Annotated in this window: 27 protein-coding genes and 1 pseudogene; 15 read left to right on the plus strand and 13 right to left on the minus strand. The window is 62.2% G+C overall.

The genetic code is table 11. The features are described 5' to 3' along the window. Window positions 1-155: 155 nt before the first annotated feature. Together C7T36_RS13375 and C7T36_RS13380 are read left to right on the plus strand one after the other, a co-directional pair. A complete protein-coding gene (locus tag C7T36_RS13375; RefSeq protein ID WP_045066011.1) occupies window positions 156-1751 on the plus strand; it encodes a hypothetical protein in 1596 nt (531 codons plus the stop codon). Between the two features lie 63 nt (window positions 1752-1814). Then, window positions 1815-2528 (plus strand): YoaK family protein, encoded by a 714-nt coding sequence (locus tag C7T36_RS13380; RefSeq protein WP_080711773.1) that lies wholly within the window; start codon window positions 1815-1817, stop codon window positions 2526-2528. Between the two features lie 88 nt (window positions 2529-2616). Here C7T36_RS13380 and C7T36_RS13385 read toward each other — a convergent pair whose 3' ends face one another. Then, window positions 2617-3618, minus strand: a complete 1002-nt coding sequence (locus C7T36_RS13385; RefSeq protein ID WP_045066013.1) for a PHP domain-containing protein — start codon at window positions 3616-3618, stop codon at window positions 2617-2619. A 60-nt stretch (window positions 3619-3678) separates the two neighbouring features. Between C7T36_RS13385 and C7T36_RS30375 the strand changes: the two are divergent. From C7T36_RS30375 to C7T36_RS13400, 4 genes and pseudogenes are all read left to right on the plus strand, one after another. Then, window positions 3679-4080 (plus strand): annotated as a pseudogene (locus C7T36_RS30375) (TIGR03668 family PPOX class F420-dependent oxidoreductase); the annotation flags it as partial. Next, window positions 4081-4797 (plus strand): cyclase family protein, encoded by a 717-nt coding sequence (locus C7T36_RS13390; protein ID WP_045066818.1) that lies wholly within the window; start codon window positions 4081-4083, stop codon window positions 4795-4797. A 143-nt stretch (window positions 4798-4940) separates the two neighbouring features. After that, the gene (locus tag C7T36_RS13395; RefSeq protein ID WP_045066014.1) at window positions 4941-6071 is read left to right on the plus strand and encodes an ABC transporter permease; all 1131 of its coding nucleotides are present in this window, start codon (window positions 4941-4943) and stop codon (window positions 6069-6071) included. Beyond that, the gene (locus C7T36_RS13400; protein ID WP_033235264.1) at window positions 6068-6751 is read left to right on the plus strand and encodes an ABC transporter ATP-binding protein; all 684 of its coding nucleotides are present in this window, start codon (window positions 6068-6070) and stop codon (window positions 6749-6751) included. The genes C7T36_RS13395 and C7T36_RS13400 overlap by 4 nt, the downstream gene beginning before the upstream one ends. On the opposite strand, the gene C7T36_RS13405 is transcribed toward C7T36_RS13400, so the two are convergent. The 3 genes from C7T36_RS13405 to C7T36_RS13415 are packed head-to-tail and all read right to left on the minus strand — an operon-like array spanning window position 6675 to window position 9262. Further along, window positions 6675-7607, minus strand: a complete 933-nt coding sequence (locus C7T36_RS13405) for a metal ABC transporter permease (RefSeq protein ID WP_204368964.1) — start codon at window positions 7605-7607, stop codon at window positions 6675-6677. The genes C7T36_RS13400 and C7T36_RS13405 overlap by 77 nt on opposite strands. A 3-nt stretch (window positions 7608-7610) precedes the next feature. Further along, complete coding sequence (locus C7T36_RS13410; RefSeq protein WP_033235265.1) at window positions 7611-8342, minus strand: metal ABC transporter ATP-binding protein; 732 nt, start codon at window positions 8340-8342, stop codon at window positions 7611-7613. Continuing rightward, window positions 8339-9262 carry a metal ABC transporter substrate-binding protein gene (locus tag C7T36_RS13415; protein ID WP_045066015.1) on the minus strand — a complete coding sequence of 308 codons (924 nt, stop codon included), beginning with the start codon at window positions 9260-9262 and terminating at the stop codon, window positions 8339-8341. Before C7T36_RS13415 ends, C7T36_RS13410 begins: the two co-directional genes overlap by 4 nt. Before the next feature lie 77 nt (window positions 9263-9339). Between C7T36_RS13415 and C7T36_RS13420 the strand changes: the two genes are divergently transcribed. The 6 genes from C7T36_RS13420 (at window position 9340) to C7T36_RS13440 (ending at window position 13201) form a co-directional block, all read left to right on the plus strand. Further along, window positions 9340-10014 (plus strand): SDR family oxidoreductase, encoded by a 675-nt coding sequence (locus C7T36_RS13420; protein WP_045066016.1) that lies wholly within the window; start codon window positions 9340-9342, stop codon window positions 10012-10014. 116 nt (window positions 10015-10130) lie between these two features. Further along, window positions 10131-10280, plus strand: coding sequence for a hypothetical protein (locus C7T36_RS30115; protein WP_162487729.1), 150 nt, complete (start codon window positions 10131-10133; stop codon window positions 10278-10280). Next, window positions 10277-11176: a TIGR04222 domain-containing membrane protein gene (locus tag C7T36_RS13425; RefSeq protein ID WP_045066018.1), complete on the plus strand. Its 900-nt coding sequence runs from the start codon at window positions 10277-10279 to the stop codon at window positions 11174-11176. Before C7T36_RS30115 ends, C7T36_RS13425 begins: the two co-directional genes overlap by 4 nt. Beyond that, the gene (locus C7T36_RS13430; protein WP_045066020.1) at window positions 11173-12048 is read left to right on the plus strand and encodes a TIGR04222 domain-containing membrane protein; all 876 of its coding nucleotides are present in this window, start codon (window positions 11173-11175) and stop codon (window positions 12046-12048) included. The genes C7T36_RS13425 and C7T36_RS13430 overlap by 4 nt, the downstream gene beginning before the upstream one ends. Beyond that, on the plus strand, window positions 12045-12869 hold the full coding sequence (locus C7T36_RS13435) for a DUF692 domain-containing protein (RefSeq protein WP_045066022.1): 825 nt from the start codon (window positions 12045-12047) through the stop codon (window positions 12867-12869). Before C7T36_RS13430 ends, C7T36_RS13435 begins: the two co-directional genes overlap by 4 nt. Beyond that, window positions 12866-13201, plus strand: coding sequence for a hypothetical protein (locus tag C7T36_RS13440; protein WP_045066820.1), 336 nt, complete (start codon window positions 12866-12868; stop codon window positions 13199-13201). The genes C7T36_RS13435 and C7T36_RS13440 overlap by 4 nt, the downstream gene beginning before the upstream one ends. Here the strand turns inward: C7T36_RS13440 and C7T36_RS13445 are convergent. The 8 genes from C7T36_RS13445 to leuS form a co-directional block, all read right to left on the minus strand. Beyond that, window positions 13190-13984: a family 1 encapsulin nanocompartment shell protein gene (locus C7T36_RS13445; protein ID WP_033235271.1), complete on the minus strand. Its 795-nt coding sequence runs from the start codon at window positions 13982-13984 to the stop codon at window positions 13190-13192. The two genes, C7T36_RS13440 and C7T36_RS13445, sit on opposite strands and share 12 nt — an antisense overlap. Continuing rightward, on the minus strand, window positions 13981-15048 hold the full coding sequence (locus tag C7T36_RS13450; RefSeq protein ID WP_095888072.1) for a Dyp-type peroxidase: 1068 nt from the start codon (window positions 15046-15048) through the stop codon (window positions 13981-13983). Before C7T36_RS13450 ends, C7T36_RS13445 begins: the two co-directional genes overlap by 4 nt. Before the next feature lie 56 nt (window positions 15049-15104). Continuing rightward, window positions 15105-16061 carry an SMP-30/gluconolactonase/LRE family protein gene (locus C7T36_RS13455; protein WP_045066023.1) on the minus strand — a complete coding sequence of 319 codons (957 nt, stop codon included), beginning with the start codon at window positions 16059-16061 and terminating at the stop codon, window positions 15105-15107. Between the two features lie 33 nt (window positions 16062-16094). After that, the gene (locus C7T36_RS13460) at window positions 16095-17051 is read right to left on the minus strand and encodes an alpha/beta fold hydrolase (protein WP_045066024.1); all 957 of its coding nucleotides are present in this window, start codon (window positions 17049-17051) and stop codon (window positions 16095-16097) included. A gap of 1 nt (window position 17052) precedes the next feature. Further along, the gene (locus tag C7T36_RS13465; protein ID WP_045066025.1) at window positions 17053-17427 is read right to left on the minus strand and encodes a nuclear transport factor 2 family protein; all 375 of its coding nucleotides are present in this window, start codon (window positions 17425-17427) and stop codon (window positions 17053-17055) included. A 65-nt stretch (window positions 17428-17492) separates the two neighbouring features. Continuing rightward, window positions 17493-18173, minus strand: a complete 681-nt coding sequence (locus tag C7T36_RS13470) for a hypothetical protein (protein ID WP_045066026.1) — start codon at window positions 18171-18173, stop codon at window positions 17493-17495. Between the two features lie 63 nt (window positions 18174-18236). Beyond that, a complete protein-coding gene (locus C7T36_RS13475) occupies window positions 18237-19742 on the minus strand; it encodes an MFS transporter (protein WP_045066027.1) in 1506 nt (501 codons plus the stop codon). Between the two features lie 265 nt (window positions 19743-20007). Continuing rightward, window positions 20008-22854 carry a leucine--tRNA ligase gene (leuS, locus tag C7T36_RS13480; RefSeq protein WP_045066028.1) on the minus strand — a complete coding sequence of 949 codons (2847 nt, stop codon included), beginning with the start codon at window positions 22852-22854 and terminating at the stop codon, window positions 20008-20010. A 102-nt stretch (window positions 22855-22956) separates the two neighbouring features. On the opposite strand from leuS, the gene C7T36_RS13485 reads away from it, so the two are divergent. Next, window positions 22957-23436, plus strand: a complete 480-nt coding sequence (locus C7T36_RS13485) for an SdpI family protein (RefSeq protein WP_045066030.1) — start codon at window positions 22957-22959, stop codon at window positions 23434-23436. A 5-nt stretch (window positions 23437-23441) separates the two neighbouring features. After that, a complete protein-coding gene (locus tag C7T36_RS13490) occupies window positions 23442-24398 on the plus strand; it encodes a DUF1648 domain-containing protein (RefSeq protein WP_045066032.1) in 957 nt (318 codons plus the stop codon). Here C7T36_RS13490 and C7T36_RS13495 read toward each other — a convergent pair. Continuing rightward, window positions 24395-25063: a FadR/GntR family transcriptional regulator gene (locus C7T36_RS13495; protein WP_045066034.1), complete on the minus strand. Its 669-nt coding sequence runs from the start codon at window positions 25061-25063 to the stop codon at window positions 24395-24397. The two genes, C7T36_RS13490 and C7T36_RS13495, sit on opposite strands and share 4 nt — an antisense overlap. 175 nt (window positions 25064-25238) lie before the next feature. On the opposite strand from C7T36_RS13495, the gene C7T36_RS13500 reads away from it, so the two are divergent. Then, window positions 25239-26372 (plus strand): MFS transporter, encoded by a 1134-nt coding sequence (locus tag C7T36_RS13500; protein WP_308811199.1) that lies wholly within the window; start codon window positions 25239-25241, stop codon window positions 26370-26372. Window positions 26373-26375 lie beyond the last annotated feature (3 nt).

Below are 26375 nucleotides of genomic sequence, written 5' to 3' on the forward strand. Positions count from 1 at the left end.
ACATATCGCCGCGCCGTTTTGCGCAATATGGGACATCCTGCACATCTAGGATCGGACTCGAGTGTGCAGACTAGCCGTTGACCCTGGAAACCGCCCCGCGCACTATCACTCAATCAGTTATCGCGACTTTGGCACGAACTCATAAGGGGCGCAACGTGGAAGTAAATCTAACTGCCGCACACTGGGTGTACCTCGCGGGCATACTCGTCATCCTGGCCACAATGATGCTCAGAAAGAACATAGTCGTGCCGGCGGTACTGGGTACATTTCTGACTGCATTCGTCTTTTCCGACAGCCTTGTCACTGGACTCGCATCAATCTTCAACGCAAGTCTCGTCGCCGCCAAAGAACTGTTCAACATCTTCCTGATCATCGCTCTGGTAACTGCGATGCTCGGAGCGTTGCGTCAGATGGGCGCCGATCGACTCATGGTTGCGCCGTTCCGGAAAGTTATGCGCGGTGGCACAAGCAGTTTTCTCGTTCTTGCCGCCGTGACGTACATGATCTCGCTGTTCTTCTGGCCCACACCGGCGGTTCCGCTCATCGGGGCGGTCTTGATTCCGGTCGCGATCCGCGCGGGTCTCTCGCCTATGGCAGTCGGTATGTCGATCGCCATCTGTGGGCAGGGAATGGCGCTCTCGGCCGATTACATCATCAAGGTTGCGCCTGGCCTGTCCGCAACTGCCGCCGGTGTCGATCCAGATGTAGTTGCCGACCGCGCTCTTGTCATGTCACTGATCGTGGGACTCACCGCATTGATCATCACGTGGCTGACGCAGCGCCGCAATATGCGAGCACCATCGCCCGAACTTCTCACGGAATGGGAATCGCGAGCCGAGCACGAGAACGGCCGCTCGACCCAGGCTGACGGCGACTCCGCCGGCGGCACTCCGGTACCGAGCGGAACCCTGCCTGGTACCGGAGCGGCGCGCGGGTCGAAAGTTCTGGTGACGGCCGGAGCGAATGTCGGTGTGTCGGTGGCCGAACGCGTCGACACCGAAGACTCGTCGATGAAGGCAACCGTCGACCACGTATTCAAAAGCATCAGGGCCGCACGTACATTCGCAGTTCTGGTGCCGCTCGCCTACCTTGCATTCATTGTGTACCTACTCATCGGCAAATTCACTGACATCGTCCCGGACCTCAAGGGTGGCGACGCCGCGGCCATGGTCGGTGGTATCGCCGCGCTCATTCTGTTCGCGGCCGCGGCCACTAATGACAAGCAAGGATTCTTCGAGACGACCTCCGAGCATCTGATCGACGGTCTCGTTTTCGCATTCAAGGCGATGGGGATAGTGCTTCCCATCGCAGGATTCTTTTTCATCGGGAACGGCGACTTCTCTGCCCAGATACTTGCTCTACCAGCCGATACAGCAGGCCCGACGCTACTCTTCGATCTCGTGAATGCAGGCCAGTCCCATCTACCGCAGAATCCGTTTGTCACATCGTTCGCGATCCTGATCATCGGAATGATCGCGGGACTCGAAGGATCAGGCTTCAGCGGCCTGCCACTTACCGGGTCATTGGCCGGAGCCCTCGGCCCGGCAGTAGGAATGGATCCGGCAACCCTCGCAGCAATTGGCCAGATGGGCAATATCTGGTCTGGCGGGGGAACTCTCGTTGCCTGGTCATCACTTATCGCGGTTGCAGGTTTCGCCAGAGTGTCAGTCCTCGATCTCGCCCGTAAATGCTTCATCCCTGTCTGTTCAGGACTCGTGCTGATGACCATTGTTTCGGTTCTCATATTCTGAACCCGTCTCCTGTTGCCGGGGAGACAACACTCCCCGGTCTCAGCTGTATTCTCAGGAAACTTCATGACAATCTCGTACAAGCAAAACACCGATGGCACCACCGCAAGCGCAAGTTTCAACCACGAAAGCATCGGCGTTGCAACGATGATGGCCCTGACCTTCGTGACCGGACTAGTCGATGCGGTCGGATACCTCGGCCTCGACCGGGTGTTCACCGGCAACATGACCGGCAACATCGTCATACTGGGTATGGCCGTTGCCGGCGCCGACGAGCTTCCCGTACTGGGGCCAGCAATCGCACTGATTGCCTTTACCTTTGGGGCGTGTACGTGCGGGCTGCTGCTTCGCGGGTCGCCTGCAGGATGGCACACACGGACCACAGCACTATTCGCGACAGGTGGAATAGTTCTCCTCGGCTTAGCCGTATCGATGTTCGTGGTCGGCGACACCATGTCGGCAGTCCAACAGATCGTCTTCGCAGCGGTTATTGCACTGGTCATGGGCGAGCAGGCAGCGGTAGCAAGGGCTCTCGCGGTCAAGGATATGACCACGGTCGTGGTCACTTCGACCCTGACCTCGCTTGCAAGTGAGACGTTCTTCGGAACGGGATCCGCGTTGTGGAATCGGCGCGTCGGCGCGATCGTCACCATTTTCGTCGGCGCAATTGTCGGAGCACTACTTCTGTTGCTGCACGTTGCGCTCGCGTTGTTGATCGCTGCGTGCATCACTATCGCCGTTTCATTTATCGGCCACCGCTACCTGACCCGAGTTGATTGAGATCAGCCGTCGTAATCAACATGGAAAGCAGTAAGAGCCCTCGGTCTTCGGCGCGGTCGCAGCGGACCACCGCTGCCTTCCAGCCCTCTCAGTTGCCAGCCCATTCGAGGAGCGCGTCGGCCGTCCACGTGTTGATCACCCGATCGGCGTCGACGCCGCACTTTTCGGCGCGCTCGCACCCGTAGCCCTGCCATGCCAATTGGCCGGGAGCATGAGCGTCGGTGTCGATGGAGAACATGCAGTCGAGATCGAGGGCCAACTCGATCAACCGCGACGGCGGATCACGACGTTCGGGCCGGGAATTGATCTCCACAGCAGTACCGGATTCGCGGCAGGCCTCGAACACTTTCTCGGCGTCGAACTGCGATTCGGGACGAGTACCGCGACCACCCTCGACAAGCCGGCCGGTGCAGTGGCCGAGAATGTCTACCCGCGGATTACGCACCGCGGCAAGCATTCTGCGAGTCATGGCCTCGCGTTCGGATCGCAGTTTGGAATGCACACTCGCCACCACGATGTCGAGTTCGTCGAGCAGATCCGGGTCCTGATCGAGGGAACCGTCTTCGAGGATGTCGACCTCGATACCTGTAAGGATCCGGAACGGGGCCAGTTCCGCATTCAATGCGGCAATGACGTCGAGTTGAGCTCGCAGGCGATCCGCGGACAGCCCGTTGGCGACGGTCAGACGCGGTGAGTGGTCGGTGAGCGCGCAGTAGTCATGGCCCAACGCGGCAGCCCGTCGCATCATTTCCTCGATGGGGCTGCCGCCGTCGGACCAATCGGAGTGCGTGTGCAGATCGCCGCGCAAAGACTGCCGCAGCGGGCCGTCGCCGATAGGTTGCGCCTGTCCCCGCAACTCGGCGAGGTACTCGGGAACACCGTCGTACGACTGGGCAATGATCGTCGCTGTTTTGGGTCCGATGCCGGTGAGGGCTTTCCAACTGTCGGCCTTGCGACGCGATTCCTTCTCGTCGTCCGACAGCCCTGCGAAGACCTCAGCGGCACGCCGGTAGGCCTTCACTCGGTGCGTCTCGGCCCGCGATCGTTCGAGCCAGTAGGCGATCTCCCGAAGCGCTTCATCCGGTTCCATGGGTCCACTGTTCCGTCAGCAGGCGCTCGCGGCAACCCCTGATCCACTTACGCTGTGGATATGGACGATCCGAAAGCACGATTCTCCACAGCACGAGTAGCACGACTGGCGACCGCCGATACCAACAGTGTTCCCCACATCGTGCCGCTCGTGTTTGTTGTTGTCGGCAACACCGTCTACTCGTGTGTCGACCACAAACCGAAAACCACAACCGCACTTCGCCGGCTGAAGAACATAGCCGCGACGGGCCACGTCAGCCTGCTGGTCGATCGCTACGACGACGACTGGTCGCAGCTGTGGTGGGTACGGGCGGACGGTGATGCCGAAATTCTGGAGCCGGGAACCGACGAGGCGGAGAGCGCGATCGACGCCCTGGCTTCGAAATATCCTCAATACGTTGACACCCGCCCGAACGGGCAGGTGATCGCGGTACGCAATGTCCGCTGGTCTTCGTGGGAATCGCTGCAAAGCAACAGCTTTGGCACACCGCATCGCATCGTCTCGCTCTCACATGTCAACGACCCCGCATCCACGCCGATCTTTCCCGGCGACCCGGAGTTCGCCCTCGAGACGGCCACCACCGTCGAAGCTGACGGCTATTACCTGCAGTACGTCAAGCAGGGTGAACACACCGGAACCCATTGGGGCGCACCGGCACATTTTGAACTCGGCGGCCTGACCGCGGATCAATTGGATCCTGCCGACCTGTACTTACCCGCAGTGAAAATCGATATCCGGGAGAAGTCTGCCCGGAATTCCGACTACATTCTCAGGGTCGACGATCTGGTCGACTGGGAATCGAGGCACGGGCGGATACCGGACGGCGCTGCGGTGATCTTGTGGACCGGCTGGGAATCCCGTTGGGGCACAGATCTGTACGCGAACATCGACGCCTCCGGTATTCATCAGCCGGGCTTTGGCGTCGACGCAGTTCGGTGGCTCCTCGATTCCGGACGGTTGGGCCGACGAGGCGCCCTGGGTACCGACACCTTCGGACCCGACGCCGGGAGCGACGACAGCTACGCCGTCTCCACCCTGCTGTACGGCGCCCATCGCATCAGTCTGGAGAATCTTGCCAACCTGAGTGCCCTCCCCACCACGGGTGCGCATGTGCTTGTGGGAGGCACTGTCAATCGTGGCGGTTCCGGGTCGCCGGCGACGGTGTATGCGCTGATCTGACGTAGATAACGACACTTACCGACACCCTGTCGACATGTTCCCGACAGGGCGTCGGTATGATTACGACACAGTGTCGTAATAGCTACAGCGTCGTAATTGTCGTACAACCGTCGGCCAGGTCGCCGACACACTTCGGAGGCATCATGTTTCTGGCCGTGCGCGAACTCGTGTTCGCGCGAACTCGATTTTTGCTGATGGGCGCCGTGATCGCCCTCATCTCGATCCTGATGGTGATCATGGCCGGACTGTCTTCCGGCCTCGTCAACGACGGCGTATCGGGCCTGCAACGCACACCGGCACAAGCCTTTGCATTTGCCGAAGGCACCAAATCCGATTCCGCATTCAGCCGTTCGGTGGTCACCGAAGAGCAGGCCCAAGCCTGGCGTGAGCGTCCCGACGTAGCCAATGCAGCCCTGTTCGGAAACATGATCGTGAATGCAAAAACCCAGAACGGCACCCCCGTCGACCTCACACTTTTCGGGATCGAGCCTGGCTCGTTCCTCGAACCTGCGGCCGCAGAAGGTACCGCGCTGAGCGGCGAGAACACCGTCATCGTCAGCAACACCGCCCGCGACGAGGGTGTGAATCTCGGCGATACAGTCACCGTCGACCGCCTCGGAACGGATCTAACAGTTGTCGGATTCACCAGTGACCAAAGAACTTTCGGCCACGTCGACGTTGCGTATGTTCCGCTGAGCACCTGGCAACAGATCCATGCCGGCACCAAGGCCGGTGAGGCACCGCGCGCCGACGCCTACAACGAGGGCAGTGTTATCGCCATCCAAGGCGTCGACGGTGTACTTCCCGATCTGAGTGCCGGCGACGCTGCTGCCGGAACCGCATCGAAGACGTTGACTGAATCTTTCGAATCCTCACCGGGTTACAGCGCCGAGATGATGACGATGACGATGATCAAGGCCTTCCTGTACGCAATATCAGCCTTGGTGGTCGGTGCGTTCTTCACCATCTGGACGGTGCAGCGCAGCCGTGAAATCGCAGTCATGCGCGCCATGGGAGCGTCCACCGGATTTCTGTTGCGCGACGGTCTGATGCAGGCTGTGATCGTCCTCGTTGCATCCGTATTGACCGGTGTGGCCGTAGGTTTGGGTCTCGGTAGCCTGCTCACCGGATCCGGGATGCCGTTTGCTCTCGAGGCGGGCCCCGTCGTCAGCGGTGCAGCACTGCTCACCCTCCTCGGTCTTGCCGGAGCCGTTGTTGCCATCGCCCGCATCTCGTCTGTGGACCCCCTTGCCGCGCTAGGAGAAAACCGATGACCGTTACAACTACCACGCTCGGATTGAATCTTGCTGCGGCGCAGCTCTGTTTCGGCGACGGCGACAACAACGTCACCGCACTCGACAATGTCGACCTGAGTGTGTTGCCCGGCGAGATCGTAGCCGTCGTCGGCCCGTCCGGTGCCGGAAAATCCAGTCTGCTTGCCGTTGCCGGTGGACTGACAACCCCGACGGGCGGCACCGTGACCGTGAACGGCACCACCATTACCGGCCTGTCCAAGAAGAAACTGGCCGAGTTTCGCCGCGACAACATCGGATTCGTGTTCCAGTCCGGCAATCTCATTCCGGCGTTGAGCGCGACCGATCAGTTGCGTCTGGTCGAGAAGATCACCGGCCGAAAGGGATCGAAAACGCCGGCAGAATTGCTCGAGGCCGTCGGGATGACCCACCGCGCCAGCAGACGACCGGGTCAACTGTCCGGTGGTGAGCGTCAACGAGTGGGCATTGCGCGCGCTCTGATCAGCGATCCTTCCGTACTGCTGGTGGACGAGCCCACCGCAGCGCTCGACCGGCAACGCAGCCACGACATCGTCGAACTACTTGCCCGCGAAACTCACTCGAGCGGCGTCGCCACCGTCATGGTCACCCACGATCACGAAGTGCTTCGTCACTGCGATCGAGTTCTGGAGATGATTGACGGGCGCCTGCAGGCGCACTGAGCGATCGTCTGCGCCGCTGCACAATCCACTTGGCCAGAACCCCGTGACTGGGGCTGAACAGATAGACCAGAGTGAAGACGATCCCTTGCGTCATCACCACCATGCCGCCGGACGCAGTGTCGAGGTAGTAACTGATGTAGATGCCGGTGATCGCGCATGCTGCCGATATGGCGGGCGCGATCATCAACATCCGCGAAAACCTGTCGGTCAGAAGGTAAGCCGTTGCACCGGGAATGATCAGCATGGCAACCACCAGCACGACCCCGACGGCCTGCAGCGCGACCACGGCGGTGAGCGCGAGAACTCCCAACAGCAACGCACTGAGCCGCTTGGGGGAGAGCCCGATTGCGTTGGCGTGGACGGGATCGAAGGCAAACAGCGTGAGATCGCGGCGCTTGACCAGTAGTACGCCAAGGGCCAAAGCACCGAGCACTGCCACCTGCAGAAGATCCGACGAACTCACGCCGAGCAAGTTACCGAAGATGATGTGATTGAGGTCGGTCTGGCTCGGCGTGACCGAGATCAACACCAACCCGAAGGCAAAGAGGGTGGTGAAGACGATCCCGATCGCGGCGTCCTCCTTGACGCGACTCGTGTTGCGTATCAATCCGATCAACGCGACGGCGATCAGCCCGAAGATCAGAGCGCCGATAGCAAACGGTGCTCCGACGACGTAAGCCAGCACCACTCCCGGCAGGACGGCGTGGGACACGGCATCACCCATGAGCGACCACCCGATGAGCACCAACCAGCAGCTGAGCACGCCGCACACCACCGCGGCGACCACGGCAACAGCCAAGGCGCGCACCATGAATCCGTATTCGAGCGGATCGAGAAGTAGTTCCACGATGTTCATCGATCAGGTCCTGTCCATCACGTCGAGGCCGAAGGCGAGGGCAAGGTTCTCCGGCCGAAGCACGGTATCGGGGTCGGAATGGACCAGTACCTTCCGCATGAGAAGTACCGCTTCGTCACACAGTTTCGGAACCGCGTGGAGGTCATGCGTCGAGACCAGAATCGACCGTCCGTCGGCCGCCAATTCCCGAAGAAGTGTGGAAATAGTTGCCTCGGAACGCTTGTCGACGCCCGCAAAAGGCTCGTCGAGCAACAGGATCGACGCGTCCTGCGCAATACCGCGCGCAACAAACGCGCGCTTCTTCTGACCACCGGACAGCTGCCCGATCTGGCGGTCCGCGAATTCTGTCAGTTGCACTCGCTCCAGAGCGTGGGCAACAGCATCTCGATCAGCGCGTCGTGGACGCCGGGTGAACCCCATGTGCCCGTACCGGCCCATCATCACCACGTCGCGAACACTGATCGGAAAACTCCAGTCGACGTCCTCGCTCTGCGGAACGTATCCGACGTACCCCTTCTTGCGGGCCACCACCGCCTCGATGCCGGCGATACGCACAGAACCGCTGTCCGGCTTGATCATTCCCATGATCACCTTGAACAACGTCGACTTTCCCGAGCCGTTCATCCCGATCAGGCCGCACACGCTGCCCGAGTTCAGCGTCAGGTCGACGTGCTCGAGCGCATGCACGTCGCCGTAGTGGACGCTGACGTTCTCGACGCGGATCGCTTCGCTCATGATGTCCCTCCGGTGAGTCCGCCGAGGATGACGTCGGTGTCGTGACGAATCATGTCCAGGTACGTGGGCACGGGGCCGTCCGCTTCGGACAACGAGTCGACGTACAGAGTGCCGCCGAATTTCGCTCCCGTTGCGCCGACAACCTGCTGCATCGGGGCATCCGAGACCGTCGACTCGCAGAACACCGCGGGAACTGCGTTGGCCCGGACGAAGTCGATGGCCGCAATGATCTGTTGCGGGGTGGCTTGCTGCTCGGCGTTGACGGGCCAGATGTACGCCTCACTGAGCCCGGCATCTCGGGTGAGGTAGGAGAACGCGCCCTCACAGCTCACCAGCGCGCGTTGACCGGCAGGCAGCGTTGCCAGTCCGCTGACCAGCCGATCCTGCACCGATTGGAGTTCCGCCTTGTACTTCGCCCCGTTCTCGGCAAATGCTGCTGCATTATCCGGATCAAGATCGCTGAACGCGGCCACCATGTTGTCGACGTAGATCTGTGTGTTCAACGGCGACATCCACGCATGCGGATTGGGCTTGCCCGCATAGGTGTCACCAGCGATGGGAATGCCCTCGACGCCCTCACTCACCACGACGTGCGGCACGTCGAGGCCGTCGACGAACTTGGCGAACCACGCTTCGAGATTCATGCCGTTGTCGAGGATCAGATCGGCCTCGTTGGCACGACGAATGTCACCGGGAGTCGGTTCGTATCCGTGGATCTCGGCTCCGGCCTTGGTGATCGACTCGACGCGAAGACTGTCGCCCGCGACGTTCTGCGCGATGTCCGAGAGGACGGTGAACGTCGTCAGTACCACCGGGCGGTCATCGTCGGCGGAGTTCACCGCAGAGCATCCAGCGAGGAACACTGCCGCCAGAGCAACAATCCCCAGGCGGCGGTAGTTTTTCGCGTCGCGAGTCGTCATAGTAAAACTCTAATGTCAGGGCTATCAAATACACAAGTTCGGGTAGCCGAACAATCATGGGTCGTTAAGCTCAGCCCATGCGTCCTACTGCCTTGATCACCGGTTCCAGCCGCGGCCTCGGAGCTGCGATAGCGCGCGAACTCGCACCGACCCACGACCTGGTGCTCGGCGCCCGTTCCGCGGCTTCCCTCGAGGCGATCACCGCCGAACTGCCCGGTTCCACATCGTGGCCCGTCGACCTCACCGATTACGACGCCGTCGCCGCATCCGTTCCCGTCAACAAGCTGAATGTCCTGGTGCACAATGCCGGTATCGCGGATCTCGGGACCATCGAGGAATCCTCGGTCGATCAGTGGCGGCGCACATTCGAGGCCAATGTCATCGCCGTAGCCGAACTGACTCGCGTACTCCTTCCCGCTCTCCGTGCCGGGGGCGGTCACGTCGTGCTGATCAACTCCGGCGCCGGACTGCGCGCCAATGCCGGCTGGGGATCGTACGCAGCCAGCAAGTTTGCACTCCGGGCGTTCGGCGACGCATTGCGGCTCGAGGAACCGTCGTTGCGCGTGACGTCCATCCACCCGGGCAGAATCGACACCGATATGCAGCGCGAGATTGTTGCCGGGGAGGGCGGAAACTACGAACCGAGCAGCTTCCTGAAGGCCTCCACTGTGGCACGTGCGGTGCGCACTGCCGTCGAAACTCCCGCCGACGCTCATCCGACGGAGGTAGTTCTCCGACCTACCGGCCGGTAAAACTCCTGTTCGACGGTAACAGAATGGTGACGATCAACCCCTGGATATCGCTTTCTCGCAACGCGCCCCGATACTGACATCAGTTGTAGGACAAGGACGTTGAAAGGTGGAGCGCAATGAATAATCATACGGACAAGCGGGAATTTTCCACTGAACCTTGCCGCGCGCGATACGTCGCCGCCACCCACGGCGCGTTGGCGATCGCCCGCCCCCTGACGCCTGCTGAAATGAGCATCCTGACCGACAGCGGGGGGTGGGGAGGATGAGCACCTACGCAGCCGACACCTGGGGAATTCCCAGCCAGACCTTCCTGCAGTGGTACCTCGTAGCCGCTGCAGTCGCTGTTGGACTGTCTCTCTACAGCCGAATGGCAGCACGCCGGTCACCAACAGTTGTCGACGCGGTTCAACGGCCACTGACGCCCCCCGAAGTCGGTGCCCTGACGAGCGACTACCAGGCCATCCTCGCCTCGATGGCAATACTGCGCAGCGCCGATCTCATCACCACCGCCGGGAAAGCCGCACGAGTCCTGACCAAGGAGGACAAGGGCCGCCTGGACTGGTTCACCCGCACTCTCCACAAGCGGCTCGGCAGCGGCACAGTACCGCTACGTCAGGTCCGCCTGCTCGGGCGGATGAATGTCGCGCTCGCCCAACTCCGTACGGGACTGATCGACGGGGGCTACCTTCAGCGCCCGCAGCAGGGCGTCGACGCACTCTTGCGAACCACCCCTCTGGTGGCAGTCATCGGCCTCGGCGTGGTCCGGTTGATCTTCGGCGTGGCCGGTGGCAAGCCCGTCGGATTTCTGCTTCTGACGATCGTCGTGTTGGCAGCGTTGATTCCGTTGCTACGCATCAATCGTCGACGCACTGCGTTGGGTGAAAGCGAACTGCGTCGACTCAAGCATGAGAACTCGTACCTCTCACCCAAACTGCGGCCGTCGTTCACCAGCTACGGGCCATCTCTCGCCGGGTTGTCGGCAGCCCTGTTCGGTTCCGGCGCACTGGTTCTGGTTGATCCGGCCTTGGCAGGAGCTGTGGCTGCCGGCGCGGCGTACAGCCCCGGCGGTGGAGGCTCGAGTTCCCACAGTTGCGGCTCGTTCTCGGGTTCGGATGGTGGCGGTAGCAGCAGCAGTTGTGGAGGCGGGGGGTGCGGAGGATGAACGCCTACGCCGCCGACACCTGGGGAATTCCCAGCCGAGAATTCCTGTACGGCTACATCATTGTCGCTATTACGCTGGTTATTCTGACCGTCTTGTGGCGCTTGACGCTTCGAGCACACCAGGTCCCCGTCGAGTTCATCGATCAGCTCACCCCACCCGAAGTCGGCATGCTCACGGGTGAGGCCCGCGCTATCGCAGCATCGTTGGCAATCCTGCGCGGCGCCGGTCTGATCACGATCGACGGCGCGGTTCTCCGGCCGCTGGGACCAGGTGACGCGACACTCGATTGGTACACCCGCACGGTCTACGACAAGTTGGCTGAGCAAGCCTCACCCCACCGTCGACGCCAACTCGCCGAGCGAATGACCGTGGAATCGGCTCAGCTGCGGAACTCACTGGTGGACAAGGGATATCTGACGGCACCTAGTACGCGGCGGACGATCTGGCTCGCCACTCTTCCCCTGAAAATCCTGGTGGCAGTCGGAGTTGCGAGAATCGCGTTCGGGGTAGTGGGCGACAAGCCCTTCGAGTTCCTGCTTCTCGCTGTGATCGCCACAGGTTTCATGATCCCCGTCCTCGGGTTGACGTTCGATCGCACAGCATCAGGCAACGCGGCGCGGTCTGCGTTGACGAAATCTCACGACTACCTCGCTCCACGCAACAACCCCGCGTTCTCCGCCTACGGACCACGATTGGCCGGCATGTCCGCGGCGCTCTTCGCGGGATCGGCATTCCTGATGATCAATCCGGCGCTGGCGTCCGCAGCGGGAATCGGCGCCGACGGAGGAAGCAGTGGAGGCGGCGACGGCAGCGGAAGTAGTTGTGGCGGTGGCGGCGGCGGATGTGGTGGTGGCGGCGGGTGCGGGGGATGACTCTCCAGGGCCTAGGAATCGGATGGCGCCCCGAGATCTCGGGGATCATCGCTCAGCTGGACGGCCTCGCGTTCTGTGAGGTGATTGCGGAATCCCTCGGCAGTTCACTGCCGCCCGAACTGGAACGGCTAGCCGTTCCGGTTATCCCACACGGCATTTCCCTGTCGCTGGGTGGCGCGGACCCGCTAGATCCTCGGCGCGTCGAGCACCTGGCCCAGGTAGCCGGGCTGCGCGGCGTGCCGATGGTCAGTGAGCACATCGCGTTTGTCCGCGCCGGCGGCATCGAAGCGGGGCACCTGTTGCCGGTTCCCCGGACCTACGAGGCTCTGGATGTCCTGACGCGCAACATCACCCACGTCCAGGAGAGTCTTCCCGTACCCCTAGCGGTGGAGAACATCGCGGCTCTCTTCGACTGGCCGGACGACGAACTCACCGAGGCCGAGTTTCTGTCGGAACTGATCGAACGCACCGAGGTTCGGTTGGTACTCGATATCGCGAATGTCTACGCGAATGCGCTCAACCGTGGCCTGGATGCATGGGCCGAATTGTGCCGACTACCCCTGGAACACATTGCGTATTGCCATATCGCCGGTGGCAGCGTGCACGACGGCAAGTACCACGACACCCACACCGATCCCGTTCCCCGGCAGGTCGTGGAACTGCTCGAGCAATTCACCGCGGCGGGGCACCATCCCGCGATCATGCTCGAGCGGGACGGTAATTACCCACCAGCGCACGAACTTCTGGGCGAACTCGACGCCATAGCCGACGCTGCAGGACTGCGTCGTATCACCGCGAATACCGAGTGGTCACGCACATGAGCAGCCTCGGAGCACGTCAAGAGGCCCTGATACGGGCGTTGGTCGCGGGCGGTGAATTACCGCCGGGATTCAATGCAGCGGACACCGCTGTCGCGTCGGTGGCCCTGATTCGCAAGCGCGCCGGAGAAGTGGCGCACCACCTTCCGATGGTGCGCCACACCCTTGGCGATCGATATCTCGAGTTGTTCACGGCCTGGGCCGTCGGGCGACCGAAGACGTCGTCACATGCCGACGCCCAAGCGTTTGTCGCTCACCTGCAGGACAGCGGCGAACTGCCACGCCGGCCCTGGTATCGACGGTTACCAGTTCAGTATCGACGGTTACGTCAGTGAGACAACAGCTTCACTGGTGTACATGAGGAATGTCATCGACTCCTGGAAGTACAGTTCCACCGATTCGGCATCATGCGACAGATATCCGATCGACAGATCCTGCCCGATGTGCAACTCGTAATCGCCACCGCGCGTGGACATCAGGAACGCACCGTCGATAGCCGGAGCCCAGATGATGTCGCCGTCGAGCACCCGCCTGATGTGCTCGCGAATCGGGTAGCCGTGGTCGGAGGTTTCATTGATCTGAGTGAACGCATCTGCGTTGAGCAGCAACGAATACGGGCCGTTGACCCCGGCCAGACGCAACGCCGTGAGAGCCTGGCTGATGGCCTCGGGGTAATCCTTGGCGTCGGCGGGCAGCTTCAGTTCAGGGTTGGAACCACTCGCGCGCACACCCGTGATATTTGCCGCCGGGTATCCCTCGAACACGGCACGATCCTCGGCAAAGGCGATCTTCTGAGCCGCGTCCTTGACCGGCTGCCAATCGGAATCCTTTGCGCCGCGCTCGACGTCGTCGATTGCCTGGCGGCTGACGGTGAACGGCACCCTCAGTTCGATGATCGGCTGCGACTGACGAGCGTGTGCGATCACCCCGTCCGCGAGTGAACTGATCGGAACCTGATGCCCCAACGCAACACAGGCAAGATCGTCGCCCGACGGACCCTCGACGTCGACAACCCGGCGGCCGGCAACGTGACGCTTGAAGGTGCGGCTGGCCTCTTCTTCGATCTCGGCCCACGCTGCTGCCGATATGGGTGCTAGGTCGCGGTGCAGGTTTGTCATTGCTGGGCACTCCTTTTGAGACTGCCGATTCCGAGAGAACCGTCAGAGATGGGCTTTGTGAACGTCGCTTCGGGGACGAGCCTGGCAGGCACGTCCGGGGGATCATCGAGAAAATCCGCCGTCGGAACGAAGAAATTGATACCGGTGACGGCGGTCGAGAAATCGAGAATGCGGTCGTAGTTGCCGACGGGATTCCCGATGAACATGTTGCGGAGCATCTGCTCGGTGACCGTCGGCGATGCCGAGTAACCGATGAAGTAGGTGCCCATCTCCGCCGAGCCGACATGGCCGAACGGCATGTTGTCACGCAGAATCTGGATCTGCTCGCCAGATTCGTCCTCGATGACGGTAAGTGCGGTGTGAGCGTTGGAAGGCTTGGTGTCGTCGTCCATCTCGAGGTCTTCGAGCTTGGAGCGTCCGATGACGTTCTCCTGCTCCTCAACGGGCAGAGCGTTCCACTCCGACATGTCGTGGAGATACTTCTGGACGATGACGTAGCTGCTGCCCGCGAACTCCGGATCCTCGTCGCCGACTGTGACCGCGACATATGCCGCTTGTCCGGACGGGTTCTCGGTGCCGTCCACGAACCCCATCAGATCGCGCTGCTCGAAATACTTGAATCCGTGCACCTCGTCGACCACGGAAGCCGCCCCGGCCAACCTCGTCGTCACAACCGAAGCGAACTCGAAGCACAGATCCATCTGACGGGCCCGGATGTGGAACAGCAGGTCACCCGGCGTGCGGGGAGCGTGGTGTTTGTCACCCGTCAGCTCGACAAACGGATGCAGTTCCGCAGGTCGCGGGCCCTCGAACAATCGGTCCCAGGCATCCGAACCGATGCCGACCACGGTGGCCAAGCCACCTGCGGGAACCCGGAATCCGATGGATCGCTGCAGCCCCGAGATATCAGCCAGAACGTCGTGAACTGCCTGCTCACCACCCTCGTCGATGGTGAAAACCAGGAAGATCGCAGCCTCCGTGAGCGGCGTCAGCAGTGGCTGGGGTACCGCGGGCAGGCTTGTCCCAGCTCTCTCGGCCTCGTCGATCGCACTCGTTTCCGCCATGCAGACCAGTATGGCCGATTTGGACACTCCCGGCAGCAGTAGTCGAGAAGTCCGACTTACGGTGTCGCCGCCTGAGCACCCGCGTCGAATCCCGCCGGAATCTCGAAGATCTTTCCGTCGAACCCGGCCCGGTAGAGGTGTCCGGCCGCAAATCCGGAATTACCGCGCCCGTAGGTCAACACGCTCGATGCCTGAAGTCCACTGGTGAGCGCGCAGTACTGACCGGGGCCGTCGATACGCCACACCTCACCGCTGATGTCCGTGGGGACGATCGAGCGGTCTTGCGAATCCAACGTCAAACCATCTGGGGCTGAGAATATTTCGAGACCACTGAGATCGACCAACGATTCCGAATAGGCCGGGTTGTCGACGGAGATGCGGCTGACTCCCGGATTGGCAAACGTGCGCGACACGTAAAGCCACCGATTATCGGCACTCAATGCGGCGCCGTTAGCACTCGGGAGGCTCGCCCACGCCGGGTCTACGGCGCCGTTGGGGCTGACCTTTCCGATCAGCGAACCAAAATCGTTGGTGGCATAGATCGTTCCGTCATGTGCCACGGCAAGACCATTTGCAGCGCTCAGACCACCGGCAACGGGGGTCACCGCGCCTGAGTTCACATCAACGCGCGCAACCGAAGCGCCCCGCGTCAGATCACCGATCAACACGCTCACGTTTGCTCCCGTGCCCACCAGCAGCGAACCGTCCGTATCCCAGGCCAACGCACCCGCCCCGCCCGGAACCGTCGCAATCGGGACTGCTGCCGCACCCGGCGCGTCGATCCGAAAGATGCGCCCACTCACCAGGTCTGTCGCGTACAGGCGACCCTGCCCGTCCACGGTGACACCCTCGAGGGCCGCGCCCGGAATCTGGGCGCTGAGGATTGCGGGGGACGATCCAGGGCAGGGCGGAGCGGCGGCGGCACCGGACACACCCAGAGCCAGAAGCGAACCGGCAACAAGAGCACCGGTGATACCCACTCGAATACCGCGATCGAAGATCCTGGTGCGCATCTGCGCAACGCTAGACCTTCGGCCCGATTTCGCCTAGAGAGACCGAAGGAAAGAGATCAAAAGTTCATTGACCTCGGCAGCACGTTCTTGTTGTACGAAGTGCCCCGCGCCGCCGAGAAGGTGCACACCTCGCAAGTCGGGGACGGTGTCCTTCATGCGGTCCAATGCCTTGGGGCCGCTCATCGCGATGACCGGATCCTCGGCGCCCGCGACGAAGAGCGTCGGGACGTTGATGTGAGCGCCGTCCAAATCCGCACTGCGTTCCCAATTGGCGTCGTAGGCTCGGTACCAGCTCAAGCCACCGGTGAATCCTGTTGCAGTAAAAGACTTTACGTAGACATCGAAGTCCTCTTCCGTGAGCCACGACCACGGCAACGCGGGCGCCTCGGGGAGTACGTCCAGGTAGCCGTTTCCCTCGGAGGGGTGATCCCACACATCGAGGTATCGATAAGCACCGGACAAAGCGTGGAAGAGTCGCTGCAGGAATTCACGCGGCTGGGCGTCGAGTTCCCGCTCCGCCACACCTGGTTCTTGGAAGTAGTGGATGTGCAGAAAGTGCTTGCGCGCCATGGCGGCGTAGATTGTGGACGGCCTGGCCGGAAAGCGGTCCGGCGCATAGGGAACCGCCAAGGAGACCAGCCCCGCAACACGATCGGGGTGGCGCAGAGCTGTGGTCCACGCAGCCGGTGCGCCAAAATCGTGACCGACAAAGACGGCTTTGTCGATTCCGAGAGCGTCGAGAAGCGCGATCATCCGGGCGGCGACCGCGTCGTTGGTGTATTCGTCGATCGCATCGGGACGTGTAGTACCGCCGTAACCGGGCATGTCGAGCGCAATCGCCCGAAAACCCGCGTCTGCCAAGGCCGTCGACTGATGTCGATAGCTGTAGCCGAGGCCAGGGAAGCCGTGACACAGAACCACAGCTGTCCCTGAACCGGAATCGTCCATCTGCCAACGGAATCCGTCGACATCGATCGTCTTCACCGTCATGTCAGGCGCTGATCATGTCTTCCTGGTTCCAGAATGCGCGCATCGACAGGATCTTTCCGTCGTCGTCGAAGGTCATGACGTCGATGGGTGCGATGGTCAGCGTCTGCTCACCGAGCTTGGTGATCAGCGAGAAGTGGAAGGCCGCTTCGTTTCCGGCAATGCGGAGGGTGTGCAGGTGAGCTTCCTGGTCGAAGTTCTCGATCACGGAGTAGAACTCGAGAATGGCCTCGCGGGTGGTGCGCACGTCGGTACCAACCGGGTCTTCAACCGTTGCACCCTCGGCATACAGGGCCACAACCTGGGCGGCAGTGCCCGTGGCAACTGTCTCGATGTAGGCGTCGACGGTCTTGCGGATTACCTCTGCGGACGGTGCCATGGTCTACCCCTCGTAGTTAGAACAGGTTCTAATTCTGAGGATAACCTACGTCTCCCGTCCGCGAGTCAGGTTTCGAGCACCTTACGCAAGCGAGCCTTCTTCCGGTTCTCCCGGACGATCCAGACGACATCGGTGTCGTCCGACGCCCCCAGGGAGACGAATGCCGGCAGGGCATTCTCCGGATCCGCCGCGACCGCGACGCTCCAGCAGTATCCGAGCGCCTGCCGGAGAGTACGTGTGTCGGCGTCACGACGGGAATCAGCTGGTTGCGAGACGATCCACTCGGTAGCGTCTCGGCACACCCGGACGGCCAGCACAGCGTTGGTCTTGTCCTTCAGCAGCCGCGGCTCGCAGATCCCGGCAGCCGCTGCGCGCAGCGTCAATGGATGGGCGGAACGTGCCCACTGCTCGATGATCGCCCGCAACAATTCCGGATCCGTGTCACCTATCGCCTGAACAGCCATCGCGGCGCCTTCACGTGCACGCCACGAAGCACTGGTGGTTGCCTCCGTCAGACTGTCCAGGACAGCCTCGTCGCGCGAACGAACAAGAATGAATCCGAGCCCGACGATCCCACAACAGCGGATGTATTCGTCTTCGGACTCCACCGCCTGCAGGATGTCGTCGCTGTCGGCGCCGCGCGCGAACTCGAGCATGAGCGCGAGGTTCGCGCGCGGGCCGGGCAAGCCTGAACGCTCCTGCAGATAACTCCACAGTTCATCGCCGTCCAGATCCGCGAATGTCATGGGAGTCCTTTCGTCGGTACACCCAATCCTGTCAGCCCGGATCTACACGCGCAGCGTGTCCGCTCAGTGAGCAGGGAGGAGGGACGTCTCCTGCGCCGCGCCGTCTTCTGCGCCGATCTGGACGATGTTTCGCGGCAGGAACACAGCTGCGATCGCGCCGAGAACTGCTGCAGCAGCGCCGATCAGGAACGCGATACGCATGCCCTCGTCGGTGTAGAACACAGCGCCCTCCATCGCCATCGCGATGTGCGAGTTCAAGACCGTGAAGGCGATGACGGGAAGCACAGCGGGGAAGATGCTCTGGAAGACCGCAACCATGCTCGCCGTGGTTGCCTGCAACTGCGGCGGCACTGCTTCGATGAGCAGGTTCGGAATGGAGGCGTAACCCATACCCATACCGACACCGAAGATTCCGGCAAAGATGATGAGCAGCGGCTTGTTGTCGTGGATGGTCGCTGTCAAGGTGAACCCGACCGCCATGAGGGTCATGCCGATGATCATCAGCAGACGAGGTCGGATGTTGCGGCCAACGAGGAAGCCGACGATCAAGCCACCGACCACTACCATGCCGCCCAGAGGCGCCTGGAAGATCGCGAATCCTTCTGCCGTGACGCCGAATCCGTATCCCAACCCGAGGACTGCTGGGGTCATCACCATCATCGGTAGCAGAATCGTGAATACGCCCGAAGCGCCGTAGCAGAACCCTGCGCCGACGGCAGTGAGCATCACCGAACGCTTACCGAAGTAGCGCAGGTCGATCAGCGGCTCACGGATTGCGCGAGCAGAGGCCACCCACGCGATCAGTAGCGCGACGCCGCCGATCAGATAAGCCAGCGTCGAACCGCTCTTCCAGCCCCAGGTCGGACCGAAGCTGACGCCGATCAGAATTCCTGCGATACCCGATCCGAGGAGCGCCGCACCGATCAGATCGACCGACGAGCGTAGTCGCACAGCAGATTCCGCCGTCGAAGCGAAGATCATGCCGCCAAGGATTATCAACCCGACGAAGAAGAACCAGAAGATGCTCCGGAAACCGTGGTTGTCGATCAACCAACCCGTGAGGAACGGCGCCGGAATAGCGATCAGACCCATACCGGAAGTTGCGATACTGACTGCCAGCGCAACAGTTTTCGGCGGAAACACATCTCGAATGAGGGAGTAGCTCAAGAACAAGCACGGAACGAGCAGACCCGTCAGCGCCCGGCCCAGAATCAGGACGGCATAGCTCGGCGCGATCGCCGAGATGAAGGATCCGACTGCTGCACCCGCAACCGCCAGGAGCAGGATTTTTCGCTTGCCGTACATGTCTGCCAGCTTGCCGAGCAGTGGAGACGCAACCGCACCCAGCAGCAGGAACGACGTCAGCAGCCAGGCTCCCTGCGTCGTTTGATAGTGCACCGAAATTGCGGGCAACGCCGTGGAAATCATCATGTAGCTCACTGCGAGCATTTCCAGGAGTAGAACGATTGACGCCAGCGAGAACACCAGTCGCGGAGTCCACCGCTCCGGTATCGATGTCGGTTCGGACAGACTGGGAGACGAACCGGAGCTGTGGACATCAGACGCCATGGCTGGAGATCCTTTCGGGAAATCTGCGAATTCGATTGACCCCCTGTCGAATACAGCCAACCGGGGGCCTTGCTGGGAAGTGCGGTGAACGACAGCTACCGATCTCGGTAACGTGTTACCTGCATCACAGCCCTCGCGTCGAACGCGCGCTACGCCATGTTCCGCGGAGCGGGACAATCAGGACAACGACTGAACGGCCCCCAGATACGACTGTGCGCCCTTCTGGTAGCCGGAACTACCAAAAGGGCGCACAGGGCCGAAGGCCCTACAGGACGATGTTCACCATCTTGCCGGGCACGACGATCACCTTGCGGGGCGCATTGCCCTCGAGCAGGGCAACGATCTTCTCGTCGGCCAGCGCGATCTCCTCGACAGCCTTGCGATCGGCGTCGGCCGGGACGCTGATGCGGCTACGCACCTTGCCGTTGACCTGGATCGGGTACTCGACGGTGTCCTCGACGAGCCACTTCTCCTCGACAGCCGGGAAGGGCCCGTGCGCAAGGGATTCCGTGTGACCGAGGCGTGACCACAGCTCTTCTGCCAGGTGCGGTGCCAGGGGAGCGAGCATCAGCACCAGCGGTTCGACGGCGGAGCGCGGAGCGCCGCCGGGGAAGGCCTTGGTGAGGTGGTTGTTGTACTCGATCAGCTTGGCGGCCGCAGTGTTGTCGCGCAGTGCGGTGTAATCCTCGCTGACACCGGCGATTGCCTTGTTGAGGGCACGAAGCGTCTCTTCGCCCGGGGCCTCGTCGGTGACGCGGGGCTTGCCGGTCTCCTCGTCGATGACAACACGCCACACGCGCTGCAGGAAGCGCGAAGCACCGACGACGTCCTTGGTCGCCCAGGGACGCGAGGTGTCCAGCGGACCCATCGACATCTCGTACACACGGAGCGTGTCGGCACCGAATTCGGCGCAGATCTCGTCCGGCGCAACGGCATTCTTCAGGCTCTTGCCCATCTTGCCGTACTCACGGTTGACCTCGGCGCCGTCGTAGAAGTACTTGCCGTCCTTCTCGACGACCTCTTCGGCGGGCACGTAGACGCCACGGGCATCGGTGTACGCGAAGGCCTGGATGTAGCCCTGGTTGTACAGGCGACGGTACGGCTCGCTCGAGGACACGTAGCCCAGGTCGAAGAGCACCTTGTGCCAGAACCGCGAGTACAGCAGGTGCAGCACCGCGTGCTCGACGCCGCCGACGTAGAGGTCGACTCCACCGGGATCGTTGGGGCCGTGCAGCTCCGGACGCGGGCCCGTCCAGTAGGCCTCGTTCTGCGGATCGCAGAATGTGTCCTGGTTGGTGGGGTCGATGTAGCGCAGCTGGTACCACGAGCTACCGGCCCACTGCGGCATGACGTTGGTGTCGCGGTGGTAGGTCTGCAGGCCGTCGCCGAGGTCGAGTTCGACGTTGACCCAGTCGGTTGCCTTGTTCAGCGGGGGAGAGGGCTCTGAGTTGGCGTCGTCCGGATCGAAGGACACGGGTGCGTAGTCCTCGACCTCCGGAAGAACCACCGGCAGAGCCGAATCCGGTAGAGCATGCGCGTTTCCGGCAGCGTCGTACACGATCGGGAAAGGCTCGCCCCAGTAACGCTGACGCGCGAAGAGCCAGTCGCGCAGCTTGTACTGGATGGTGCCCTTGCCGTGACCGGACTCCTCGAGCTTGCTGATGACGGTGGCCTTGGCCTCAGCCACGTCCAGACCGTCGAGGTAGTCGGAATTCACCAGAGCGCCGTCACCGGAGTACGCGGCCTCCGAAACATCGCCGCCGGCAATAACTTCGAGAATATCGAGACCGAAAGCGTTGGCGAACTCCCAGTCACGGTGATCGTGTCCCGGAACAGCCATGATCGCGCCGGTACCGTAGCCGGTCAGAACGTAATCGGCGATGAAGACCGGAACCTTGTGGCCGTTGACGGGGTTGATCGCGTAGGAACCGAGGAAGACGCCGGTCTTCTCCTTGTTTTCCTGACGCTCCAGGTCCGTCTTGGCAGCGATCGACTTACGGTATGCCGCAACAGCTTCCGCAGGAGTGGTGGCGCCACCGGTCCAGCGTGCGTCGACGCCTTCCGGCCATTCGTCGGCAACAAGCTTGTCGACCAGATCGTGCTCGGGAGCCAGCGTCACGTACGTGGCACCGAACAGCGTGTCGGGACGCGTCGTGAACACGTCGATGCCGTATTCACCTGCCGCAAAGGTAACTTCGGCGCCGTACGAGCGGCCGATCCAGTTGCGCTGCATGGCCTTGACCTTGTCCGGCCAATCCAGGTATTCGAGATCGTCGACCAGGCGGTCGGAGTACGCGGTGATGCGCATCATCCACTGCTGGAGGTGCTTGCGGAAGACGGGAAAGTTGCCGCGGTCGCTACGACCGTCGGCAGTGACCTCTTCGTTGGCCAGCACGGTACCCAGACCGGGGCACCAGTTCACCATCGAATCGGACTGGTAGACAAGGCGGTACGAGTCCACAACCTTGGCCTTCTCGGCCACGGTCAGCGAAGCCCAGTCGCGGCCGTCGTCGACAGCGCGTTCACCGGACTCGAACTCGGCTTCCAGCTCCGAGATACGACGGGCCTTGCCGGCTGCCTTGTCGTACCACGCGCCGTGGATCTGCAGGAAGATCCACTGCGTCCAGTGATAGAAGTCGACATCCGTCGTCGCCAGGCTACGACGCTCGTCATGGCCCAGGCCCAGGCGTCGGAGCTGACGCTTCATGTTGGCGATATTCGCCTCGGTGGTCGTGCGCGGGTGGGTACCCGTCTGCACGGCGTACTGCTCGGCCGGCAGACCGAAGGCGTCGTAGCCGAGGGTGTGCAGGACGTTGCGGCCGTGCATGCGATGGAAGCGCGCAAAGACGTCGGTGGCGATGTAGCCGAGCGGGTGGCCGACGTGCAGACCCGAACCCGAGGGGTACGGGAACATGTCCTGAACGAACAGCTTGTCGGCGGGCACGCCGTCGGGGGAGGAGAGCGGACCGACCGGATTGGGCGCGTTGAACGTGCCCTCCTCGCTCCAGCGGTCCTGCCAGCGCTGCTCGATCTGGCCGGCAAGCTCCGCGGTGTAGCGGTGCTGCGGGGTGGCGTCGACTGGTGAATCGGGGGACTGCGGAGACTCGGTCACTGTGGTCGCTATCTACTTGGCTGCCGTTGAATACCGTTAACCAGGGTAGAGCCTGCGCCACCCGGGCATACCATCAACTCCACTCGCGCCTATCCTGTATGGGTGATCGTTGTTGCTGTAGTGCTGTTCGTGCTCGCTCTTGCCGTTGGTGGAGTCGCTGTTGCCGGACTGATCGGCAAGCTTCCGCGTAACCGCTGGGCGGGCATCCGGACCCCGGATACGTTGCGAAGCGAAGAATCGTTTGCGCTCGCCAACAAGGTGGCAGGCCCGACGATGGCCGCTGCGGCAGGCCTCCTCGTTCTCGGTGGCATCGGCGCGTTGACGATGAGCACCGCCATGGGCCTCGGCATCGCTCTTGTCGCCGTGGTGGGCGCAGTGTTCACCGCTGGTTTCGGCGGCAGCATCGGCGCCCGAGCGGCCGCAGCCCTGCCCGAGCAGAGCGGTTGCGGCAACGACTGCAACTGCGGACACACCGAAGAACCCGCGGCCGAAACCCCCGAAGCCAAGGCAAATGCCGCCGACTGCGGCACCGGCTCCTGCGGTGCCTGCTCGCTCAAGGATGCTTGCCAGCCGACTCATTGATTCACGTGAAACATCGTGTAATCGATCCCGCCGGGGCATTCTTCGGTCTCCTTATCCCCGTGCTGTGCGCGCTCGGTGGCGTTGTACTCACAACACTGTGGGACACCCGGCTCCCCGACAAGATCGCCACGCACTGGTCCATGACGTCGGCCGACGGCTTTGCGACACCCACGACCAGCGCGTGGACGTTTGCTCTGCTGACCATTCTGTTCGGCGCCGGACTCTCGGCAATCGCAGCTCTCGCACCCGCGATGCTGATGATGCGTCGATTCATGATCGTCCTCGGCCTGATCGTGGTGGGCATCATCACCGGTGGCCAGGTCGCATCGCTCCACGCTCAACTCGACGTGGTCGACCCGTCGTCCGTTCCCGCGCCCATCGGAGCCCTCGCGGCTGGAGCGCTCGGAGGATGCGTCGTCGGCCTGCTCGGAGCGTCGTTGCTACGCGACTATCGCCAGCGCACCGCGGCGACAGAAGCTCCGAACCGCGCTCTGCCCCGAAGCGACGCTGCACTGCCCATCACCGACGACGTCGGGTTCTCTACCAAGGGTTCCGTGATCTTCGGACTGATCATGGCGGCGCCCGGAATCTTCCTCGGCTTGGTCAGCTCTGCCTGGTTCTTGGCACTGTTCCTCGTGCTTGCCGTGTTCTGCGTGACCCTCGTTCGCTTCCGTGTTGTTGTCGACACCACCGAGATCAAGGTGTTCAACATGGGCATGCCTGCGATGACTTACGGCGTCGACGAGGTTGTCGGTGCCAAGGTCGCGGAGATCAAACCATTTGCGGATTTCGGCGGCTGGGGACTCAAGAGCAAGGGGCGTCGCAACTACGGCATCGTCACGCGCACCGGCCCCGCGGTCGTCATTACTTTTGCGGGCGGCGACAAGCTCACCATCACCACCCCGAAAGCCGACGACATCGCCGGCGCATTGAACAGCCTCGCCGACGCCCGGAGCAGTTAATCGATCGCGCTCGACCCGATCGCTTCCTTCGTCTTCTCGAGATAGCCACACGCGGCGCTGCGGGCTCTGTTGACGTCTCGGTCCTCGATGGCTGCCGCGACTCCTCGGTGATGCAGCGACGTCAATGACGGCGGGTGCACACCTTCCGTCACGTTGTAGGTGGCTCGAACGGTTTCGAGGATGCCGGCAAACAATTCCTTCAGAACCGGATTGTGTGCGGCCTCGACAACCGCGATGTGGAAGCCGAGATCGACCTCGACAAAATCGTCCCCGGCGTGGTCTCGCTTCTCCGCCAGCTCACGCAGAATCCGGACGTCCTCGTCCGTGCGCCGCTCGCACGCCAATCGGACCGCCTCGACCTCGAGCGCCCGACGCACCTCGAAGACGTACGTCATCTCTTCGACCGCGGCGTGGCGGCCCAGCAGACCGCCGATATCCGTCCGCGCCCGGACGAAGGTGCCCGATCCCCGCCTGATCTCGAGCACCCCGGTGGATGTCAGGGTCTTGATTGCCTCTCGGACAGTGTTCCGCCCGACGCCCAGGACGCTCATCAGCTCCGGCTCCGTCGGGATGCGATTACCGACGGTCCACGAACCATCCGCGATCTGCGCACGTATCCACTCGAGGGATTGTTCGTACGCCGATTCCTTGCGAACCACTGTCATCTGCCCATCCTCACAGCTTTTGCGCCATTCGCGCCATTCGTTCCACTCCCTTACGATACGTAGGACGACCCATGTATTTGAGGAGGGGCTTCCCACGTCCACGACAGCACTCACCGCGCAAACCGCAACCCGCCGGACCAATCGACACTTCTACGGTGTCGGCTACGTCCTCACCGTGATCCTGCTCGGCGCGAACATGCCCACCTCCGTCTACGGGCTCTACCGCAGCGAGTTCGGATTCACGCCCACAATCCAGACGCTCATCTACGGCGTCTACGTCGCTGGGTTGGTGCCGGCGCTGCTGTTCTTCGGCCCACTCTCCGACTTTCTCGGCCGACGCGCCGTGCTCCTGATGTCACTGGCTTTGAGCGTCGCCGGAACGCTTGTCCTCGCTTTTGCCGACGCCACCGTCTGGCTGTTTCTCGGTCGAATCGCACAAGGAATTGCGGTGGGCGCAGTCAGCGCGGCCGGTAGCGCGGCGCTCGTTGAACAGGAACCGACGTTCGATCACCGTCGCGCAGCTCTCGTCTCCACTGTGACGGGTGCGCTCGGGGGCGCGCTGGGACCGCTCGTCTCGGGCGCAATTGCGCAATACCTGCCCCAACCGCTGCGCCTGCCGTACCTGATTTTCCTTGTCGCGTTTGTTCCCGCCCTGATCGTTCTGTTGCTGCTGCCGCGCGGCACAAGGACCGCTCGCCCGAAGAGCCTGTTCCAGATTCCCCGAGTTCCCGCGGTAATCCAGCAAACGTTCTGGCTCAGTTCACTTGCTGTGGCGCTCTCCTGGGGAGCGGTCGGCCTGTTCCAATCCGTAGTCCCGTCCTGGATGACCAGCTTGCTCGGGATCAACAATCTTCTACTTGCCGGCGGCGCTGCCGCACTGGTCATGATCTGCTCCGTGATCGCTCAACTCGGTGGCAGCCGGATGGACCCCCGCGCGTCCACGATCGTCGGTCTCGGAATTCTGGCTCTCGGGATGATCGGGTTACTTGTTGTCGATATCGTTCCGAGCCTCGCACTGCTGAGCGTTGTCACCATTGTGGTCGGCGCCGGGCACGGATTGGTGTTTGCCGGCGGCATGAAACGAGTCAACGCCGCGGCGCGAGCACACGCCCGCGAAAGCCACGGCGCGATCCTCGCGGCGTTCTTTACCGTCAGTTACGCGGGGTTGGCGATACCGTCCATTCTCGCGGGCATCGCCATCACCGTCCAAGGGATGCAGACCGCGATAATCGAACTGTCGATCATCGGAGCACTCTTGTGCCTGGTCATGATGACCTTCAACGCCCGCGCAGCACGTCGTTATCCTTAGCCA

The sequence above is a fragment of the Rhodococcus sp. AD45-ID genome (assembly GCF_003023755.1).
GTDB lineage: Bacteria > Actinomycetota > Actinomycetes > Mycobacteriales > Mycobacteriaceae > Rhodococcus_F > Rhodococcus_F globerula.

What these genes read in the sequence shown, in the direction of transcription:
- C7T36_RS13435 (WP_045066022.1), top strand. Translation starts at nt 12,045, where the DNA reads ATGACTCTCCAGGGCCTAGGAATCGGATGGCGCCCCGAGATCTCGGGG.
- C7T36_RS13460 (WP_045066024.1), bottom strand. Translation starts at nt 17,051, where the DNA reads ATGACGGTGAAGACGATCGATGTCGACGGATTCCGTTGGCAGATGGAC.
- C7T36_RS13400 (WP_033235264.1), top strand. Translation starts at nt 6,068, where the DNA reads ATGACCGTTACAACTACCACGCTCGGATTGAATCTTGCTGCGGCGCAG.
- C7T36_RS13415 (WP_045066015.1), bottom strand. Translation starts at nt 9,262, where the DNA reads ATGACGACTCGCGACGCGAAAAACTACCGCCGCCTGGGGATTGTTGCT.
- C7T36_RS13440 (WP_045066820.1), top strand. Translation starts at nt 12,866, where the DNA reads ATGAGCAGCCTCGGAGCACGTCAAGAGGCCCTGATACGGGCGTTGGTC.
- C7T36_RS13475 (WP_045066027.1), bottom strand. Translation starts at nt 19,742, where the DNA reads ATGGCGTCTGATGTCCACAGCTCCGGTTCGTCTCCCAGTCTGTCCGAA.
- C7T36_RS13430 (WP_045066020.1), top strand. Translation starts at nt 11,173, where the DNA reads ATGAACGCCTACGCCGCCGACACCTGGGGAATTCCCAGCCGAGAATTC.
- C7T36_RS13455 (WP_045066023.1), bottom strand. Translation starts at nt 16,061, where the DNA reads ATGCGCACCAGGATCTTCGATCGCGGTATTCGAGTGGGTATCACCGGT.
- C7T36_RS13445 (WP_033235271.1), bottom strand. Translation starts at nt 13,984, where the DNA reads ATGACAAACCTGCACCGCGACCTAGCACCCATATCGGCAGCAGCGTGG.
- C7T36_RS30115 (WP_162487729.1), top strand. Translation starts at nt 10,131, where the DNA reads ATGAATAATCATACGGACAAGCGGGAATTTTCCACTGAACCTTGCCGC.
- C7T36_RS13385 (WP_045066013.1), bottom strand. Translation starts at nt 3,618, where the DNA reads ATGGAACCGGATGAAGCGCTTCGGGAGATCGCCTACTGGCTCGAACGA.
- C7T36_RS13380 (WP_080711773.1), top strand. Translation starts at nt 1,815, where the DNA reads ATGACAATCTCGTACAAGCAAAACACCGATGGCACCACCGCAAGCGCA.
- C7T36_RS13420 (WP_045066016.1), top strand. Translation starts at nt 9,340, where the DNA reads ATGCGTCCTACTGCCTTGATCACCGGTTCCAGCCGCGGCCTCGGAGCT.
- C7T36_RS13410 (WP_033235265.1), bottom strand. Translation starts at nt 8,342, where the DNA reads ATGAGCGAAGCGATCCGCGTCGAGAACGTCAGCGTCCACTACGGCGAC.
- C7T36_RS13465 (WP_045066025.1), bottom strand. Translation starts at nt 17,427, where the DNA reads ATGGCACCGTCCGCAGAGGTAATCCGCAAGACCGTCGACGCCTACATC.
- C7T36_RS13405 (WP_204368964.1), bottom strand. Translation starts at nt 7,607, where the DNA reads ATGAACATCGTGGAACTACTTCTCGATCCGCTCGAATACGGATTCATG.
- C7T36_RS13470 (WP_045066026.1), bottom strand. Translation starts at nt 18,173, where the DNA reads ATGACATTCGCGGATCTGGACGGCGATGAACTGTGGAGTTATCTGCAG.
- C7T36_RS13495 (WP_045066034.1), bottom strand. Translation starts at nt 25,063, where the DNA reads ATGACAGTGGTTCGCAAGGAATCGGCGTACGAACAATCCCTCGAGTGG.
- C7T36_RS13425 (WP_045066018.1), top strand. Translation starts at nt 10,277, where the DNA reads ATGAGCACCTACGCAGCCGACACCTGGGGAATTCCCAGCCAGACCTTC.
- C7T36_RS13395 (WP_045066014.1), top strand. Translation starts at nt 4,941, where the DNA reads ATGTTTCTGGCCGTGCGCGAACTCGTGTTCGCGCGAACTCGATTTTTG.
- C7T36_RS13450 (WP_095888072.1), bottom strand. Translation starts at nt 15,048, where the DNA reads ATGGCGGAAACGAGTGCGATCGACGAGGCCGAGAGAGCTGGGACAAGC.